Origin of the sequence: Embleya scabrispora, from assembly GCF_002024165.1 — a bacterium.
Classification (GTDB): Bacteria; Actinomycetota; Actinomycetes; order Streptomycetales; family Streptomycetaceae; genus Embleya; species Embleya scabrispora_A.
In genome coordinates, this window is record NZ_MWQN01000001.1 from 245,255 (window position 1) to 261,117 (window position 15,863).

Genomic DNA, 15,863 nt, shown 5'->3' on the forward strand with positions numbered 1-15,863 from the left:
TCGCGTGTGGATCCCGAAGCGGCCTACCCCGCGGCCCGCTCGTCGGGGTCCTCCCGCGCGGTCGTCAGGATCGAGCGCAGGCCCTGGCGGTCGCGGACGCCCGTCTTGCGGTAGGCCCGGCCCAGCGTGTTGTCGACGGTGCGGATCGACAGGCCGCACTGCCGGGCGATCTCCCTGCTGGTGTGCCCGTCGGCGGCCATCAGCGCGATCTGGTGTTCCCGCGCGCTGAGCGCCCCGGCGGCGGACAGGGACACCAGGCCCGGAGTGGCGGCACCCTCGCACCGCGTCACCAGGAGCAGGGCTCGCGCCTGGGCACGCCGCGCCGCCGCCTCCCGGTTCGGCCGGTGCCCGGCGCGCCGCAGTCGGGCGGCCTCGGCCAGGCATTCGGCGGCGAGCAGTGTCGCGCCGAGCGCGGCCCACGCGTCGGAGGCCGCGTCCAGCGCGACGGGGTCGGCGTCGACGACCGCACGGGCGTGTGCCGTGCGGGCCGCCTCGTGGGCGCCCTGGGCCCGGTCGGTCATCGCGGCCAGTCGGCGCGCCGCGGCCGGGTCGCCCCAGCGGACCAGGTCGTGTTCGAGCACGCGGGCGCCGGTCGAGTTCCCGCGGAGGTGGGCGGTCCCGGCGGTGTCGCGCAGGAGCGCGTGGGCCTGGTCCGCGTGCCCCCGGCAGCGCAGTGCCCAGGCGTGCGCGCGCAGGGTGTCCCATCCGCACAGCGCGGGGTCGGCGGCGGCGACGGTGTCCGCGAGGTGCGCCGCCTCGGGCCCGACGTGGCCGGCGTACGCGTGGGCCAGCACCAGGCCCGCGAGGGCGCGGTGTTCGGCGAAGCCGTGACCCTGTACATGGGCCTGGGCCCGGGCCTCGGCGAACAGCGAGGCGGCCTGTCGTACCCGACCGCGTTCCAGGGCGATCCGGCCGTGCACCCACCCGAACCAGACGACCAGAGCCGGCACCGGTGCCCGCAGCAACTCGTCCAGGTTCTCCTCGAGGACCTGCTCGGCGGCGTCGAGCGGGCCCGCTTCGAGGAGCGCCCAGGCGAGCAGGTAGGCACTGCGGGCCGGATAGAACACCTCGGTGCGGTCGGTCAGTTCACGGTGCGCGGCGTGTGCGGTGCGGGCCGTGCGGATCGCGTCCAGGGGCCGTGAGGTCGCGAGTTCGACGCGCAGCCTGGCCTGGAGGTACAGCACCAGTTCCGGCGAGGCCCGGTCCTCGGCGAGGGCGACGGCGGCGAGGGCCGCGCGGGCCTGCTCGACCCGGCCGGTCGCGCCCAGGATGATCGAGGTCCACGCGGACAGCGCGGGCGAGGGGCCGGCCCGGTGCGCGGCCTCGCGCAGCACGGCCAACGCCCGGGGGAGGTCGCCGGGGCCGTAGAAGTGGTGGACGGCCAGGGTCAGGGCGACCGAGTGCACCTCCGCCCGCCCGGCCGCGGCGAACGCCTCCTCAAGCACGGGAATGCCCTCGGCGAACGCGCCCCGCTGTCCGAGCGCTTCGCCGAGCAGGACCCCGGCCCGCGCGTTCGGCCCGTGTCGCAGGGCCGCGCGGGCCAGTCGGCACATGGTGTCCACGTCGCCCGTACCCAGGGCCTCCTCGGCGCCGCGCAGCAGGAGTTCGGGGTCGGCGGTTCCGGTGGCGGCCAACTCCCAGCGGGCCAGGTCGAGATGGTCGCCGACCCGATGGGCCCCGTGCGCGCGGACCCGCGCGACCTGGCCCAACAGCAGTGCGCGAGCCCGCAGTCGGCCCACCCCGGCACGCAGCACGGGTCCGTGGGCGGGCTGCGCGAGGGCCAGGCGCTCGCGGCGGTCGTACCGGCGCAGGTCGAGCAGTCGCCGCTCCTCCAAGTCGGCCAACACCTCCGCCGTCGTCTCCGCCGGCACGTCGCGCAGCCCGATCGGACCGCACAGCGCGAGCAGTTCGAGCAGGGCGCGCCGATCGGGCGACAGCCGGTCGATGCGCGCGTCGAAGGAGACTCCGTCGAGGGTGTCGGCCAGGGGCCGCTTCAGACACCAGACCCCGTGCACCGGCCCGACGCGGTCGTCGGCGATCGCGGCGCGCAATGCCTCGCGCATGTGCAGAGGGTTGCCGTGGCCCGCGGTCCACAGCGCCCGGGCGGCCAGGCCGGCGATCGGCGCGTCCAGCGCGGCGGCGAGCAGGGCCCGGGCGCGCTCCGGGTCCAGCGCGAGCAGCGGCAGGTGTCGCACCGCGCCGCGCCGCCACCACGCGCGCAGCGGGTCGGGCCAGTCCACGCCGTCGGGCAGCGTGGCGAGCACGAAGGCCGCCTCCTCGGCCAACAACAGCGCGAGCAGGGCCGAGGAGGTCGCGTCCAGCAGGTGCACGTCGTCCACGGCGACGACGGTGCGGCGTTCGCCGGCCGCCCGGCGGGCGGCCAGGTGCTCGCGCACCAGCGCGAAGAACGCGCCGGGCGTCTCCGGGCGGGCCCCGCCGGGCAGCAGCGGGGTCAGCGCCGACAGGGCCACGGAGGTCGACGCACGCGTGGCCCGTACGCGAACGACGTGTCGGGCGCGGTCTGCGCGGGCCGCTCGCGCGGATCCACCGGGCGCCCCCTTCCCCGTCACGCCGGCCAGGAATTCCTCCACGAGTCGACTCCTGCCGATCCCGCCCGCACCGGTGACCACGACGCCGACGCAGGCCGACGCGCGTAGCGCCCGGTCGAGTTCGGCCAGTTCCGCGTCCCGACCCACGAACGGCAAACGTGCGTGCGCCGGCGCTATCCCCGGTGCGTTCCCCATCGTGCCCCCCTACGGCGATCCCGGCAGCATGCCAGTCCCGCGCCGCTGCCACGCGGGTTCGCCGGGGCGGCGGTCGACGCGGAGGTGCACGAACGCACGGCCCGATGGAGTACCGCAGGGCGCGCGATGGAGTAACGGGCCACTCTGTGCCGCCCCGCCGAGCCGGGGAAGAGTGGGCCGGGCAACGGGCGGGCCGAGGGGACGGTCCGCCCTCGGAGGGGGGACACGATCATGAACACCAGGCGGTTGCGCCGTCGACTGGCGCCGCTGGCACTGATCACCGTGCTCGCGGCCGGCACGGTCACGGTCGGCACGGCGTCGGCGGAACGGTGCCAGGACTGCGAACCGGGCGGTGGCGGTGGTGGTACCGGCGGCGGAGGCACCGGTGGCGGCACCGGCCCGAACGTGCCCACGCGGCACGTCACACTGACCGGCTCCGTCGCGATGAAGGACGCCGAGGGCATGTTCAACGACGACAAGTTCTGCTCCGACGCGTTCACCTACGAACTGGCCGCCCCCATCGGGCAGTGGACGGTGAGCCGGCGGGACAGCTTCTGCGGCGGCGAGGTGCGGGTGGAGACGTACATGGACGTCTTCCCGGCGACCGACGGGACGATGCAGGCCGTGCTGCGGGTGAAGTTGTTCGAGGGGACGGATTATCGGACCCGGGATCTCGACGGCGAGGGCAGCGCGATCCTGCCGACCCTCGCGGCGGGCGGTTCCGCCGCCAGGCAGGTCTCGGTACTCAGCGAGGAAGCGGGTGCGAGCGACTACGGCAGCTCCTCCGTCACCTTCACCAACGCATAGGGGGTCGAACACATGCGCAACACGCTGTGGCGCCGGACGCGCAGGGCCGCGACACTCGCCGCGAGCACCACGCTGGTCCTCGGCGCACTCACCGTCGGCTCCGCGTCGGCGCAGCGCTGCGAGGACTGTGAGCCGGGTGGCGGTGGCGGTGGCACGGGCGGCGGTCCGACCACTCCGGTGGTCTACCGACACGTCGCCCTGGAGGGCTGGCTGAACCTGTACGACCACGAGGGAGGCAATGGTTACACCCGTTGCGAGGGCAGCGGCGGCGACTACTTTTGGTACGACCTGCAGGCACCGGTCGGGCAGTGGACCACCAGTCGCCGGGACAGCTTCTGCGGGGGCGAGGTTCGGCTGGAGACCAGGATCGCGGTCCGGCCGAACGCGGACGGCACTCTGGACTATCGCGGCGAGCAGTTGTTGTACGAGGGCACCACCACGCACAGCGGCGACCTCGACGGCAAGGCGACCATCACGGAGAGCACGGTGGCGCCGGGAGCCACCACGGGGTTGGACGTCTCGGCGCTCAACGGCAACGAACAGGGCCACCTGGTGTTCAACTTCGGCCAGGTCGACGACACGTTCAGGGTTTCGCTCGCCTGGGTCCACGACACGAGCGACCCCACCGACTACACGATCTCCCGCTTCCGGATCCACAACGTCTGACCGATCGTGCGATCGATCGATCCCGGCACGCCGACGGCTTCCCGCGCCCACCCGCGCGGGAAGCCGTCGGGCTCAGGTGCGGGCCAGGTCCACGAACAGGGCGCTGGACCAGCCGAAGCCGGAGGTGGCCCGGCCGGCTCGGGCGCCGGTGAGCGGGTTCCAGTACTCGTACAGGCCCCCGCCCTCGGCCACCATCCGCACCGTGCGCTCGGTCAACTCGTCGGCCACGTCCGGGTATCCGGATCGGCGCAGGCCCTCGATCAGCAGGTAGTTGACGTTGAGCCAGACCGGCCCGCGCCACATCGCGTCGGGGTCGAAGTCCGGGTCGTCGAACGCGACGGTGGGCACCGGGCGTTCGCCCCAAAAGCTTGCCGAGCGCAGGTCGGCGACCAGTCGGTCGGCGATGGCGCGCGGCAGCCGGCCGGTAAGCAGCGGCAGCAGTTCCAGCGGGGTGCGGGTGGCCACCGCGCGGCCCGCCGAGACGGTGCCGAAGCGCTCGCCGTCCCAGCGGCGCGCGATCAGCAACTCGGTGTGCGCGGCGGCGCGTTCGCGCCAGTCGGCGGCCTCGTCCGCCCGGCCGAGCGCCTCGGCGATGTCGCCGAGGACGTCGAACTGGAGCGCCAGGTAGGAGTTCAGGTCCGGCGGTTCGGCACGCGGGCCGTAGTCCCAGACGGGGCTGTCGTCCAGGCCGCTGGAGTACGGGTGCAGGTATTCGGCCAGGCCGTCCCCGTCGGGGTCGGAGGAGGTGAGCCACCACTGCTGGGAGCGCGCGAGCGGCTCGTAGACCTCGGCCAGGAAGTCGAGGTCGGGGGCGGCCCGGTGGATCTTCCACACCGCCCACGCGGTCAGCGGCGGCTTGGTCACCGGGACCACCTCGCCCGCCGAGGCATTCGACGCGGCGGCGGCCTCCTCCTCCCCCAGGGCGCTGCCGACGTGCTCGGCCAGCCGGGCCCGGTCGGAGCGGGGCAGGTCGGTGGTCTCGGCCAGCACGCCCTCGTCGTGCACGACGTCGGGGATCAGCCCGTCGGGGCGCTGGTGGGCGAGCAGGATCCGGATCTGGTCACGGGCCAGTTCGGCATCACCGTGGCGCAGCGCGATGGCGTGGAAGTACGCGTCCCAGTTCCACACTCCGACGTAGCCGAAGCGGGACGGGACCAGGCCCTCGCGCCCGCCCGCGTGCCGAATCGGCAGCAGGTTGATCCCGAGCGTCCACCAGGCGAGCGCCGCCCGCTCGCGCAGGTCGGCGCGCACGGCCGGCATGCGCTCGAACCAGGTCGTCCAGCGCGCGCGGGCCGCGCCCAGGACGGTCGGCGCGTCCGGCGCGTCCTTGCCGACCAGCACCAGCCGCCCGTCGATCGCGGCGCCGTGCGCGATGCCGTCCGCGTCGAGCCATTCGGCCCGCGCGCCGGTGCCGGTGAGCACGAGGGTGTCGGCGTCGGCGAAGGCCAGGTGTACCCCGCCCGCGAAGGCGATCCGGTCCGGGCGCGCGGCCCGGATCGGCAGCGCCGCGCCGTCGGCCGCGCGGATCCGCAGCGCGGTGAGCACGGTCGTCTCGGTCAGCCGCGTCTCGTACTCGGACCGGGCGACCCACAGGTCGCCGTCGTCCGCGGCGAGTACGAGCAGGCGCGATCCCCGGTCGGTGAACGGGCGTTCACGCAGGTCCAGCGCCACCAGGTCGAGTAGGGGCGTGGGCATGTCAGCGTCCTCCCATGCCGGATGCCGCCATGCTGTTGATGATCTTCCGCTGGCCGATCACGAAGGCGATCAGCATCGGCACCACGGAGATCGTCGACGCGGCGAGCAGCAGGCCGTAGTCCAGTCCGCCGTGCTGGCCCTTGAACGAGGCGAGCAACATCGGAACGGTGAATTTGTCCTCCGAGTTCAGGAAGATCAGCGGGTAGATGAAGCTGTTCCAGCTGCCCAGGAAGACGATGATGCCCAGCGCCGCCATGCCCGGCTTGATGTTGGGCAGCACGATGCGGGTGAAGATCGTCCACCGGTTCGCACCGTCGAGGCGGGCGGCCTCCTCCAGTTCGATCGGCACCGCGCGAATGAACTGGCGCATCATGAACACCGCGAACGGGTTGGCGATGGCGGGCAGGATCAGCGCCATGTGGGTGTCGATCCAGCCGAAGTGCGACAACATCACGTACAGCGGCACCAGGGTGACCTGGGTGGGCACCATCTGGGTGAGCAGGAAGACCACGAACAGCGAACGCGAGAACGGGAAGTCGATCCGGCTGAACGCGTAGGCCGCCATCGAGGCGGTGAGCAGGGTGGCCACGACGGTGATCGCGGCGATGTAGAAGCTGTTCCAGTAGGCGCGCCCGAACGGCATCGCGTCCAGGGCGTCGGGGAAGTTGCTCGCCCGCCAGGGATCCGGGATCCAGGACAGCGGATCCTGGATCATCTGCCCCTCGCCCTTGAACGCGGTGAGCAGCATCCAGATGAACGGGAACACCATCAGCAGCCCGCCCACGACGAGCAGGGTGTGCAATGCGACGGTGCCGATACGACGGCGGATGGCCGTGACCATCACGACCCTCCTCTCCTACGACTCGTAGTGGACGAAGCGCTTTTGCGCGCGGAACTGGACGAGGGTCACCACGATCGTCATCAGCGTCAGGAGCAGGGCGGCGGCGCTGCTGGCGCCGAACTCGAACTTCTTGAAGCCCAGGTCGTAGACCTGGTACACGATCGTGCGCGCGCCCTCGTTGTGGTCGGGGTCGACGAGTACGTAGATCTGGTCGAACGCCTGGAACGAGCTGATCACCGCGACCACGAAGGAGAAGAAGATGGTCGGCGACAGCAGCGGCAGCGTCACGTGTCGGAAGATGCGCAGCGGGCCCGCGCCGTCGATCCGGGCCACCTCGGTCAGGTGTGCCGGGATGGACTGGAGGCCGGCCAGGAAGATCACCACGTTCAGCCCGAGCGAGGACCAGATGGTCACCGCCGCGATGGCGACCATCACCCAGTCGGGGTCGTTGAGCCAGTCGGGCAGGGTGATCCCGAACCAGTCGTGCACGGTGTTGTTGAGCATGCCCAGGTCGCCGCTGGCGAGGAGCATCTGCCAGATCACCGCGACCGCGACCGAACTGGTGACCACGGGCAGGAAGTAGACCACCCGGTAGAAGGTCTTGCCGCGCACGTTGTTCAGCGCCATCGCGATCAACAACGCCAGCGCCAGGCCCACGGGCACCGTGATCAGGCCCAGGGTCAGCGTGTTCAGGACCGCGTCGCGGAACGTGGGGTCGGACAGCTGGGTCTGGAAGTTGTCGAAGCCGACCCAGGACTTCTCACCCAGGCCGTCCCACTTCATGAACGCCAGTACGACCGCGAAGCCGAGCGGGATCAGGGTGAACAGCAGCAGGAAGGCCAGTTGCGGCCCGAGGAAGAGGGCGGCCCACCACCGTTCCCGGCGCCGCCGGCCCCGAAGGGACCGGCGGCGCTCGGAGGTTTCCTCGGTGGTCGGGCGCCGTGTGTCGGTGGTGCGGCTGAGCGTGGACGTGGTCACGGCGGCCCCCGGTCAGTGCAGTTTGGCGGAGACGAGCGAGCCGAGTTCGTTCATCGCCTGGTCGAAGCCGATCTTGCCGGTCCACAGCTTCAGCAGGTGGTCGTTGATCTCGGCGGTCAGCGAGGGCACGCCGGCCTCCTCGGGGTAGTTGGCGAAGCCGCCGTCACGGGCGTCGATGAAGGTCTGCGCGTGCGCGGGGTAGCCCTCCATCACCACGCTCTCCGCGCCCTTGACCGAGGGCACCGCGTTGCCGCCGCCCTTCAGGCGCAGCGTCTGACCGTCCTTGGAGACGAACTCGGACATGAACGTCCAGGCCGCCGCGGCCTTCTTGGTGTCCTTGTTCATCGCGAGGAAGGAGGTGCCCACCGTTTGCGGCATCAGCACGCCGGTCTGCGACGGGAAGGGCACGATGTCGTAGTTGTCCTGCTGCCCCTTCTTGACCGTGTCGATCATCCACCGGCCACCCGCGGCGAAGCCCACCTTGTGCTTGATGAACTGCACGTCGGCGCCGTTGCCCTCGGGCAGGACGTCGGCGACCAGGAACGTCTTGTCCTGGTAGCCGTCGGCCAGCGTCTTCAATGCCTCACGCGACTTGGGGTCGGTGTTGCCGACGAACTTGCCGCCGTCGTACACCTTGCCGCCGAAGCCGTTGATCATGCTGTAGGTCGAGCCGTACCAGTTGTAGAAGACCGAGCCGGCCTTGTCGGCGGCCTTCAGCTTGCGGTTCATGTCCAGGAACGTGGCCATCGTCCACTTGCCCTGGGCGTTCAGCGCGGCCGGGTCCTCGGTGATCCCGGCGTCCTTGAGCGTCTGCTTGTCGTACCAGAGCACTTCGGGGTTGGCGTCGTTGGGGATGCCGTAGATCTGGCCGTCCTTCTTGGCGCCGCCGTACAGACCGTCGAAGAAGTCCTCGGGCTTGGCCTTGCTGTCGGGGGCGGCCATCTTGTCGTTGAGCGGCGCGAGCACCCCGGCGGAGACGAACTTCCCGGCGAAGTCGTCGCCCACGTAGAAGACGTCGGGCGCGGTCTTGGAGGAGAGCTGGGTGAGCAGCTTGGCGTGGTAGTCGCTGTAGGACGGCACCGCCTGGAGCTTCAGGTTGATGTCCGGGTGCCGCTTGGCGAAGTCCTTCTCGAATGCCTTGAACCGGGCGAGCTCTTCCGGGTTGCCCCAGGTCGACCAGGTGATGGTGGTCTTGGAGCCGGAACCGGAACCGCTGCTGCCGCCACAACCGCTGGTGGCGACGAGCGCGGCGCCGGCGGCCAGCACGGCCACGGTCTTCGCGGCGCGGGAGATTGACACGATGTGCCTCCGGGGGGATGAGTGCGGGACGTGCACGTGCGGGGAAGGGGCCTGCCGCCCTCGGGAGCGGCGGGGCCCGGACTAGGCGAGGCCGCCGCCGTCCACGACCAGGGCGGTACCGGTGATGTAGCTCGCCGCGTCGGAGGCGAGGAACAGGACCGCGCGGGCGATCTCGTCGGGCCGGCCGGCGCGGCCCATCGGGCGGTCGGCCGCGTCGGCCTCGAACGCCGCCCACTCCTCGGACAGCTGCCGGGCCTCCTCGCGGAGCATCGGGGTGTCGGTGTCCCCGGGGTTGACCGAGTTGACCCGGATGCCCGCCGCGGCGTGGTCGATCGCCAGGGCCCGGGTCATGTTGACCACCGCGGCCTTGGACGCGCAGTAGGAGATCGCGTTGCCGCCGCCCTTGAGGCCCCAGCCGGAGCCGGTGTTGACGATCGAGCCGCCGTCGGTCATCGCGGGCACGGCGTGCTTGCACATCAGGAACACCGAGCGCACGTTGACCGCCATCACGCGGTCCCACTCGTCGACGGAGGTGCCGATCGCGTCGGCGCGCCGGATGATGCCCGCGTTGTTGAACAGCACGTGCAGTCCGCCGAAGGTCTCCACCGCCGCGGCGACCACGCCCACGCAGTCCGCCTCGGCCGAGACGTCGGCCTTGACCGCCACCGCCCGGCCGCCCTGCGCCGAGATCTCCTCGGCGACGCGGGTCGCGGCCGCGGCGTCGATGTCGGCGATCACCACGTCGGCGCCCTCCGCGCCGAACATCAGCGCGGTGGCGCGGCCGATGCCCGAGCCGCCGCCGGTGACGATGGCGACCTTGCCGTGCAGGGATCCAGTCATCCCGTTCATCCGACGCTCTCCTCACTAGCAGGAACAATTCGATAGGGGACACTCTCGCGGTAGCCCGTGACCACCCGGACATAGCCCCCGAGTCGGGCGTCGGTGGCCGGGTCCCCGGTGTCGGCCAGGAGCGGCCGGCCACCGAGCGCGGCGAGCTTCTCCCGGGTTGCCAGCACGGTCAGTTCGTCCACCCGGGCCAGGACCCGGGGGCTGATCTGCTGGTTGCCCCGGCCGAGCACGAAGCCCTGGCCGCCGATCACGGACACCACCGCGGCCACCTCGTGCCCGTCCACCAGGTCGAGCAGGGCCCGCTCGCTCACGTCGGTCCCGATCGGCACGCCGTCGGCGACCACGTCCACCCCGAGCAGGGTGCCCTCGCTGCCCAGGGCCCGGCCCACCGCGCGCGTGGTGCTGCCGGGGCCCAGGATGTAGCGCACGCCGGGACGCATCCGGGCGACCACCTCGCGGGCGATGCCCTCGACCGTGGCCGGCGCCGCCGTGGTGGAGCCGGTCTTGCGGCCGGAGAGCCGGACCCGGGCGGCCGGCACGGTGAGTGTGCCGTACAGCCGGGGGCTGACCCGGCCCTCGCGGTAGGCCTGCTCGTCCAGGTCCACCACCTCGGCCTCGGTGGTGTTCCCGGCGAACTCGACGGCCGCCAGGCCCGCCGCCGCCGGACCGACCGCGAAGCAGCCGGAGTAGACCTTGACCCCGGCCGGGATGCCGAGCACGGGCCCGCCCGGCGCGGCGTCGAGCACGTCGCGGGCGGTGCCGTCGCCACCCGCGAACAGCAGCACGTCCACCGCCGCGAGCGCGCGGACCGCGGCCCGGGTGTCGCCCGCCGAGGACGGCTCGCCCGGGGCGAAGGCGACGAGTTCGGGCTCGGCGCCGCCCGCCCGCGCGGCGGCCTCGCCCATCGGACCCGGCACGGTGACCACCGTGGCGTCCGGGCGGGCGGCGAGCAGCGCGCGCACCGCGGCCGCCGCGCGCTCGCCGGCCCGGGCGGTGGCACCTCGGGCCAGCGCCTCGCGCTGGACCTCGGTGCCGTCGCTGCCCTTGAGCCCGGCCGCGCCGCCGAGGCCGGCGACCGGGTTGACGATCAGGCCGATTCTCACGACAGGTGCTTACGGACGTAGGCCCGCCAGGTCGGCGCCCACTGCTCCGGGTCGTCGAGGCAGGTCGGGTCGATCTTGTGCACGGTCTGGTTGTAGGGCGCGCCCTTGACGAACTCCGGGTCGGTGCGCGCCTCCTCGGCGACGTGGGCGAGGATCGCGGCGTACTCGTCCAGGTCCTCCTTGGAGTACGACTCGGTGGGCTCCAGGGTGAACGGCTCGGGCACCAGGTACGGGTGGTGGCTGGTCCAGTAGTGCACGCCGAAGTCGGCCGCACGCACCCCGATGTCCTCCGAGTGCACGCCGGTCTCCTCGTACAGCTCCTCCCACGAGTAGCGCACCTGTTCGAGTCGGCGCCTGCCCCACGGCGCGGAGGCGCCGCGGATCTGCAGGATCTTGTGCTGGAGGTAGTTGTTGTTCAGCACCGCCGTCTCGGCGACCTGCCGCAGGCCCTCGGCGCCCAGCGCCATGATCCAGGCGTAGGCGCGCACCACGTTCTGGGTGACTCCCAGGTACGGCCGGACCTTGCCGATCGACTGCGGCCGGTCGGCGTCGAGGAAGTAGCGCTCGCCGTCGAACTCGACGGTGGGGCCGGGCAGGAACGGCACCAGCTTCTCCGCGACACCGCTGGCGCCCGCGGCCGGCCCGCCGCACATGTGCGGGGTGGAGAAGGTCTTGTGCAGGTTGAAGTGGCACAGGTCGAACCCGGCCTCGGCGGCCCGGGTGATGCCCAGGATGCCGTTCGCGTTGGCCTGGTCGTAGCAGGCCAACCCGCCCACGCCGTGCACGAGTTCGACGAACTCGGCGATCCGCGGGTTGTAGATCCCGGTGTCCTCCGGGTTGGTGATCATCAGCGCCGCGGTGCGCGGGCCGACCGCCGCGCGCAGTGCCTCGATGTCCGGGTGGCCGTCGGCGTCCGGCATCAGGGTGATGACCTCGTACCCGGCGAGCTTGGCGCAGGCCGCGTTCGAGGGGTGCGAGAACATCGTGGTGATCACCTGGTCGCGCTGTTCGCCCTCGCCCCGGGAGGCGTGGTAGGCGCGGATCATCGCGATGTTGGTGTAGATGGCCGCCGAGCCGGAGTTGGGCTGAAGGCTGACCCGGTGCAGACCGGAGATCTCCGCGAGCATGCGCTCCATGCGCCAGTAGATCTCCAGCACGCCCTGCACGCTGTCCTCGGGCTGGGCCGGGTGCAGTTCGGCGATCCGCGTGTCGCTGACGAAGCGGTCGTTGACCTTGGGGCTGTACTTCATCGTGCAGGTGCCCTGGCCGACGGCGATGTTGACGTCGACGCCCAGCGTCTCCTGGGACAGCCGTACGTAGTGGCGCAGCACGTGCAGCTGGGACATCTCCGGCAGCGCGGGCGGTGCCTGGCGGCGTACCGCGGCCGGCAGCTCGACGGCGGGCACGCCCGCCTCGGGCACCCCGATGCCGCGCCGGCCGGGGCTGGACAGCTCGAAGATGATCGGCTCGTCCCAGCGCGCCTGGTGGAACCGGCGCAGCGGCGGCTTGGCCTCGATCGGCAACTTCGCGAAGGATTCTCCGACGGCACCCATCAGCCCTGCACCTCTCGTACCGCTCGCACCAGCGTGTCGATGTCGTCCTTGGAGTGCCGCTCGGTCACGCAGACCAGCAGCGTGCCGGCGTCCAGGCGGACACCGGCGAAGATGCCGTGCGCGCGCAGCGCGGTGAGCAGCGCGTCGGCGTCGGCCACCTCGACGGCGAACTCGCGGAAGTGCACACCCTCGGGGTGCAGCACCCGCACGCCGGGTACGGCGCCGAGTTCGTCCATCGCGTAGCGGGTCCTGGCCAGGACGGTCTCGCCCAGCTCGCGCATGCCCTCCGGGCCCATCAGGGCCAGGTAGACGCCGGCGGTGATGCCCCACAGGGAGGCCGCGGTGCCGACCCATTCCTTGCCCTCCTCGCGCAGCGCGAAGGAGGTGCGGTCGTAGAAGACGTCGCCGAAGCCGTATTCGCCGGGCACCGCGGTGGGCGCGATGCCGAACAGGCGGGAGGGGAACTCGGCGACCAGGCGCGGTTCGTCGCGGGTGGCGATGTAGCCGGCGTGGCCGCCGCCGTAGCTCTGGTGCATGCCGAGCGACTGGATGTCGCCGCAGACGATGTCCGCGCCGAGCGTCGCGGGCGGGGCGAGCACGCCGAGCGCGATCGGGTCGGCGCTCACCACGAGCAACGCACCCTGGGCGTGCGCGAGTTCGGCGATCTCGGCCATCCGGGTCTCGACCACGCCGTACGCGTTGGGGTATTCGAGGTAGACCGCGGCGACGCTGTCGTCGACGGTGAACGCGGCGGCCTCGCCGGTCTCGGTGACCGGGATCATGGCGATCTCGATGTCGGGCGCGAGGAAGTCGTGCAGCTTGCTCAGCTTGTCCGCGCCGATCGCGGCGGTGACCAGGACGGTGGAGCGGCCGGTGTAGCGGGCGGCCATGCGCAGCGCGGTGCCGGACGCCTGGAAGCCGTCGTAGGTGGGGACGTTGACGACGTCCATTTCCAGGAGTTCGGCCATCATGCTGACGTACTCGAAGATCGCCTGGAAGCGGCCGTGGTCCTCGTACGGCTCGCCCGCGTAGGCGGTCAGGAATTCGCCGCGCGTGTTGACCTCGTCGCACACCGCGGGCACGTGGTGCGGGTAGCAGCCGCCGCCCAGGAAGCTCAGCACTTCGGTGGTGTCGGTGTTGCGTCCCAGCAACGCGCCCATGTGCCGGACGAGTTCGTGCTCCGAGGTGATCGGCGCGGGCAGGTCGAGCGGGCGGTTCAGGCGCAGCGCGGCAGGGATGTCGGCGTAGAAGTCCTCGACGGACTCGACCCCGATGGCGGCCAGCATCTCGGCCCGTACGGCCGGCTCGGCGTTGGGTATATAGGGGTGGGTCACTTCTCTCCCTCGTGTGCGGTGCGCAGCACCACGGCGTCCCTGGGTCCGATCTCGATCGAGCCGTGCAGGTCGCGCCCGGTCAGCAGGTCCGTGCCGGGGGCGCGCAGGGTCAGTGCCGCGGTGGTCGTGCCGTGGTTGAGCAGGAACAGGTAGTCGGCGTCGGGGCCGGTTCGCAGCCCGGCCTCGACGCCGGGGGGCAGGTCGGCGACCGGGCGTATGCCGGCGCGAGTCAGCGCGTCGGTGAGTACGGGAGTGACGTCCTCCAGGGCGCAGCCGACGTAGGTGACGCGGTCCAGGCGGGTGATCGCGGGTTGTCCGGCGAGGTCGCCGTCGGCGTATTCGGCGACGGTGGCGGCACCTTCGGTACGGATCCACTCGGCCCAGCGGGTCGCGGTGCCCGAGGTGCCGTCGGCGTAGCGCACGCCCTGCTCGACGCCGTCGGCCAGCGGCCAGAATTCGTCGACGCGCAGTCCGAGCAGTTCGCGCAGCGGGCCGGGGGCGCCGCCGGGGTGGATCCGGTCGGCCGCGTCGACCACGCCGCTGAACGGGCCGACGACCAGTTCGCCGGGGTAGGCGCGCAGGTGGGCCGCGCTCTCCTCGGTGCACAGGTACAGGTTGGGCGCGATCACCAGGCGGTAGTCGGACAGGTCGCGGTCGGGCGGGGTCAGGTCGACGGGAATGCCGAGCGCGTGCAGCGGTTCGTACCAGGTGCGCATCAGGCGCAGCAGGGCCAGGCGCTTGGTGGGCATCGACTCGGGGGCTTCCAGGCCCCACCACGAGTCCCAGTCCAGGACGAGCGCGACGTCGGCGCGGCCGGAGGTGCCGGCGATCTCGGCGAGCTTGCCCAGATCGCCGCCCAGGCGCAGCGTGTCCTGCCATCCTCGGGTTTGCACACCGCCGTGCGGCAGGAGCGCGGAGTGGAACTTCTCGGGACCGTAGTGGGCCTGGCGCCATTGGAAGAACATCACGCCGTCGGCGCCGTGGGCGAGTGCCTGGAGGCTGTCCAGGCGCATCTTGCCGGGCGGCTTGGGCACGTTGACCTCGCGCCAGCTGACCGCGCTCGGCGCCTGTTCGAGCAGCAGCCACGGGCGCCGCTTGAGCGAGCGCATCAGGTCGTAGCTGAGCGCGATGCCGGTGTGCGAGGTCGGGTCGGCGGGGTCGGGGTAGGCGTCGTCGCTGACGAAGTCCTCGGCGGCGGCCCACTTCCAGTAGTCCAGGCCGTGCAGGATGCTCATGAAGTTGGTGGTCACCGGGATCTCGGGGGTGACCTCGCGCAGCACGGCCTTCTCCGCCTCGAAGCACTCCAGGAGCGCGTCGGAGCAAAAGCGCCGCCAGTCGAGCACCTGGGCCGGGTTGATCGGTCCCGGCGCCACGCGCGGCGGGTTGATCTGGCCGAAGTCGGTGTAGTGCTGGCCCCAGCAGGAGGTGCCCCAGGCGGCGTTGAGGCCGTCGATGTCGGCGTACCGGTCGGTCAGCCACCGGCGGAAGTGCCGGGCCGACTCGTCGCAGAAGCACTCCAGCGTGTGGTCCGCGTACTCGTTGCCGATGTGCCACATCGCCAGCGCCGGGTGGCTGCCGTAACGCTCCGCCATCGCCCGGGCGAGCCGGACGGTGGCCGCGCGGAAGATCGGCGAGCTGGGGCAGTAGCCCTGCCGCGAGCCGAATTCGAGCCGCGTGCCGTGCGCGTCGACCGGCATCACCTCGGGGTGCTCCCGCACCAGCCAGGGCGGCGGGGTGGCGGTCGCGGTGGCCAGATCGGCGGCGATGCCGTGCTCGTGCAGCAGGTCGAGCACCCGGTCCAACCAGCCGAAGTCGTACTCCCCGGGCCGGGGTTCCAGACGTGACCAGGAGAAGACCGCGACGGTCGCCATGTTCACGCCGGCCTCGACCATCAGCTTGGCGTCCTCGGCCCAGACCTCCTCCGGCCACTGCTCGGGGTTGTAGTCACCTCCGAACAGCAATCCCGGCACTCGCGTCAACCGCACGTTGATCTC

The 15,863-nt window shown here is 71.9% G+C and carries 12 protein-coding genes; 2 read left to right on the forward strand and 10 right to left on the reverse strand.

Annotated features, from left to right (window positions below; genetic code table 11):
• Nucleotides 1-23: 23 nt before the first annotated feature.
• A complete protein-coding gene (locus B4N89_RS01120; RefSeq protein ID WP_078973993.1) occupies nt 24-2,744 on the reverse strand; it encodes a helix-turn-helix transcriptional regulator in 2,721 nt (906 codons plus the stop codon).
• Nucleotides 2,745-2,975: 231 nt separating this feature from the next.
• Between B4N89_RS01120 and B4N89_RS01125 the strand changes: the two genes are divergently transcribed.
• Together B4N89_RS01125 and B4N89_RS01130 are read left to right on the forward strand one after the other, a co-directional pair.
• The gene (locus B4N89_RS01125) at nt 2,976-3,551 is read left to right on the forward strand and encodes a hypothetical protein (protein ID WP_078973994.1); all 576 of its coding nucleotides are present in this window, start codon (nt 2,976-2,978) and stop codon (nt 3,549-3,551) included.
• 12 nt (nt 3,552-3,563) lie between these two features.
• Nucleotides 3,564-4,217: a hypothetical protein gene (locus B4N89_RS01130; protein WP_078973995.1), complete on the forward strand. Its 654-nt coding sequence runs from the start codon at nt 3,564-3,566 to the stop codon at nt 4,215-4,217.
• Nucleotides 4,218-4,289: 72 nt separating this feature from the next.
• On the opposite strand, the gene B4N89_RS01135 is transcribed toward B4N89_RS01130, so the two are convergent.
• The 9 genes from B4N89_RS01135 to B4N89_RS01175 form a co-directional block, all read right to left on the reverse strand.
• A complete protein-coding gene (locus B4N89_RS01135; RefSeq protein WP_078973996.1) occupies nt 4,290-5,912 on the reverse strand; it encodes an amylo-alpha-1,6-glucosidase in 1,623 nt (540 codons plus the stop codon).
• Between the two features lies 1 nt (nt 5,913).
• A complete protein-coding gene (locus tag B4N89_RS01140; RefSeq protein ID WP_078973997.1) occupies nt 5,914-6,753 on the reverse strand; it encodes a carbohydrate ABC transporter permease in 840 nt (279 codons plus the stop codon).
• 15 nt (nt 6,754-6,768) lie between these two features.
• Complete coding sequence (locus B4N89_RS01145) at nt 6,769-7,731, reverse strand: carbohydrate ABC transporter permease (protein ID WP_078973998.1); 963 nt, start codon at nt 7,729-7,731, stop codon at nt 6,769-6,771.
• 12 nt (nt 7,732-7,743) lie between these two features.
• Nucleotides 7,744-9,030, reverse strand: coding sequence for an ABC transporter substrate-binding protein (locus B4N89_RS01150; protein ID WP_235618418.1), 1,287 nt, complete (start codon nt 9,028-9,030; stop codon nt 7,744-7,746).
• Between the two features lie 81 nt (nt 9,031-9,111).
• Nucleotides 9,112-9,879, reverse strand: coding sequence for an SDR family NAD(P)-dependent oxidoreductase (locus B4N89_RS01155; protein ID WP_078973999.1), 768 nt, complete (start codon nt 9,877-9,879; stop codon nt 9,112-9,114).
• Nucleotides 9,876-10,982 (reverse strand): ATP-NAD kinase family protein, encoded by a 1,107-nt coding sequence (locus B4N89_RS01160; protein ID WP_078974000.1) that lies wholly within the window; start codon nt 10,980-10,982, stop codon nt 9,876-9,878. The genes B4N89_RS01155 and B4N89_RS01160 overlap by 4 nt, the downstream gene beginning before the upstream one ends.
• Complete coding sequence (gcvPB, locus tag B4N89_RS01165; protein WP_078974001.1) at nt 10,979-12,535, reverse strand: aminomethyl-transferring glycine dehydrogenase subunit GcvPB; 1,557 nt, start codon at nt 12,533-12,535, stop codon at nt 10,979-10,981. The genes B4N89_RS01160 and gcvPB overlap by 4 nt, the downstream gene beginning before the upstream one ends.
• Nucleotides 12,535-13,869: an aminomethyl-transferring glycine dehydrogenase subunit GcvPA gene (gcvPA, locus tag B4N89_RS01170; RefSeq protein WP_078974002.1), complete on the reverse strand. Its 1,335-nt coding sequence runs from the start codon at nt 13,867-13,869 to the stop codon at nt 12,535-12,537. The genes gcvPB and gcvPA overlap by 1 nt, the downstream gene beginning before the upstream one ends.
• A complete protein-coding gene (locus B4N89_RS01175) occupies nt 13,866-15,854 on the reverse strand; it encodes a beta-galactosidase (RefSeq protein ID WP_235618419.1) in 1,989 nt (662 codons plus the stop codon). Before B4N89_RS01175 ends, gcvPA begins: the two co-directional genes overlap by 4 nt.
• Nucleotides 15,855-15,863: the final 9 nt, after the last annotated feature.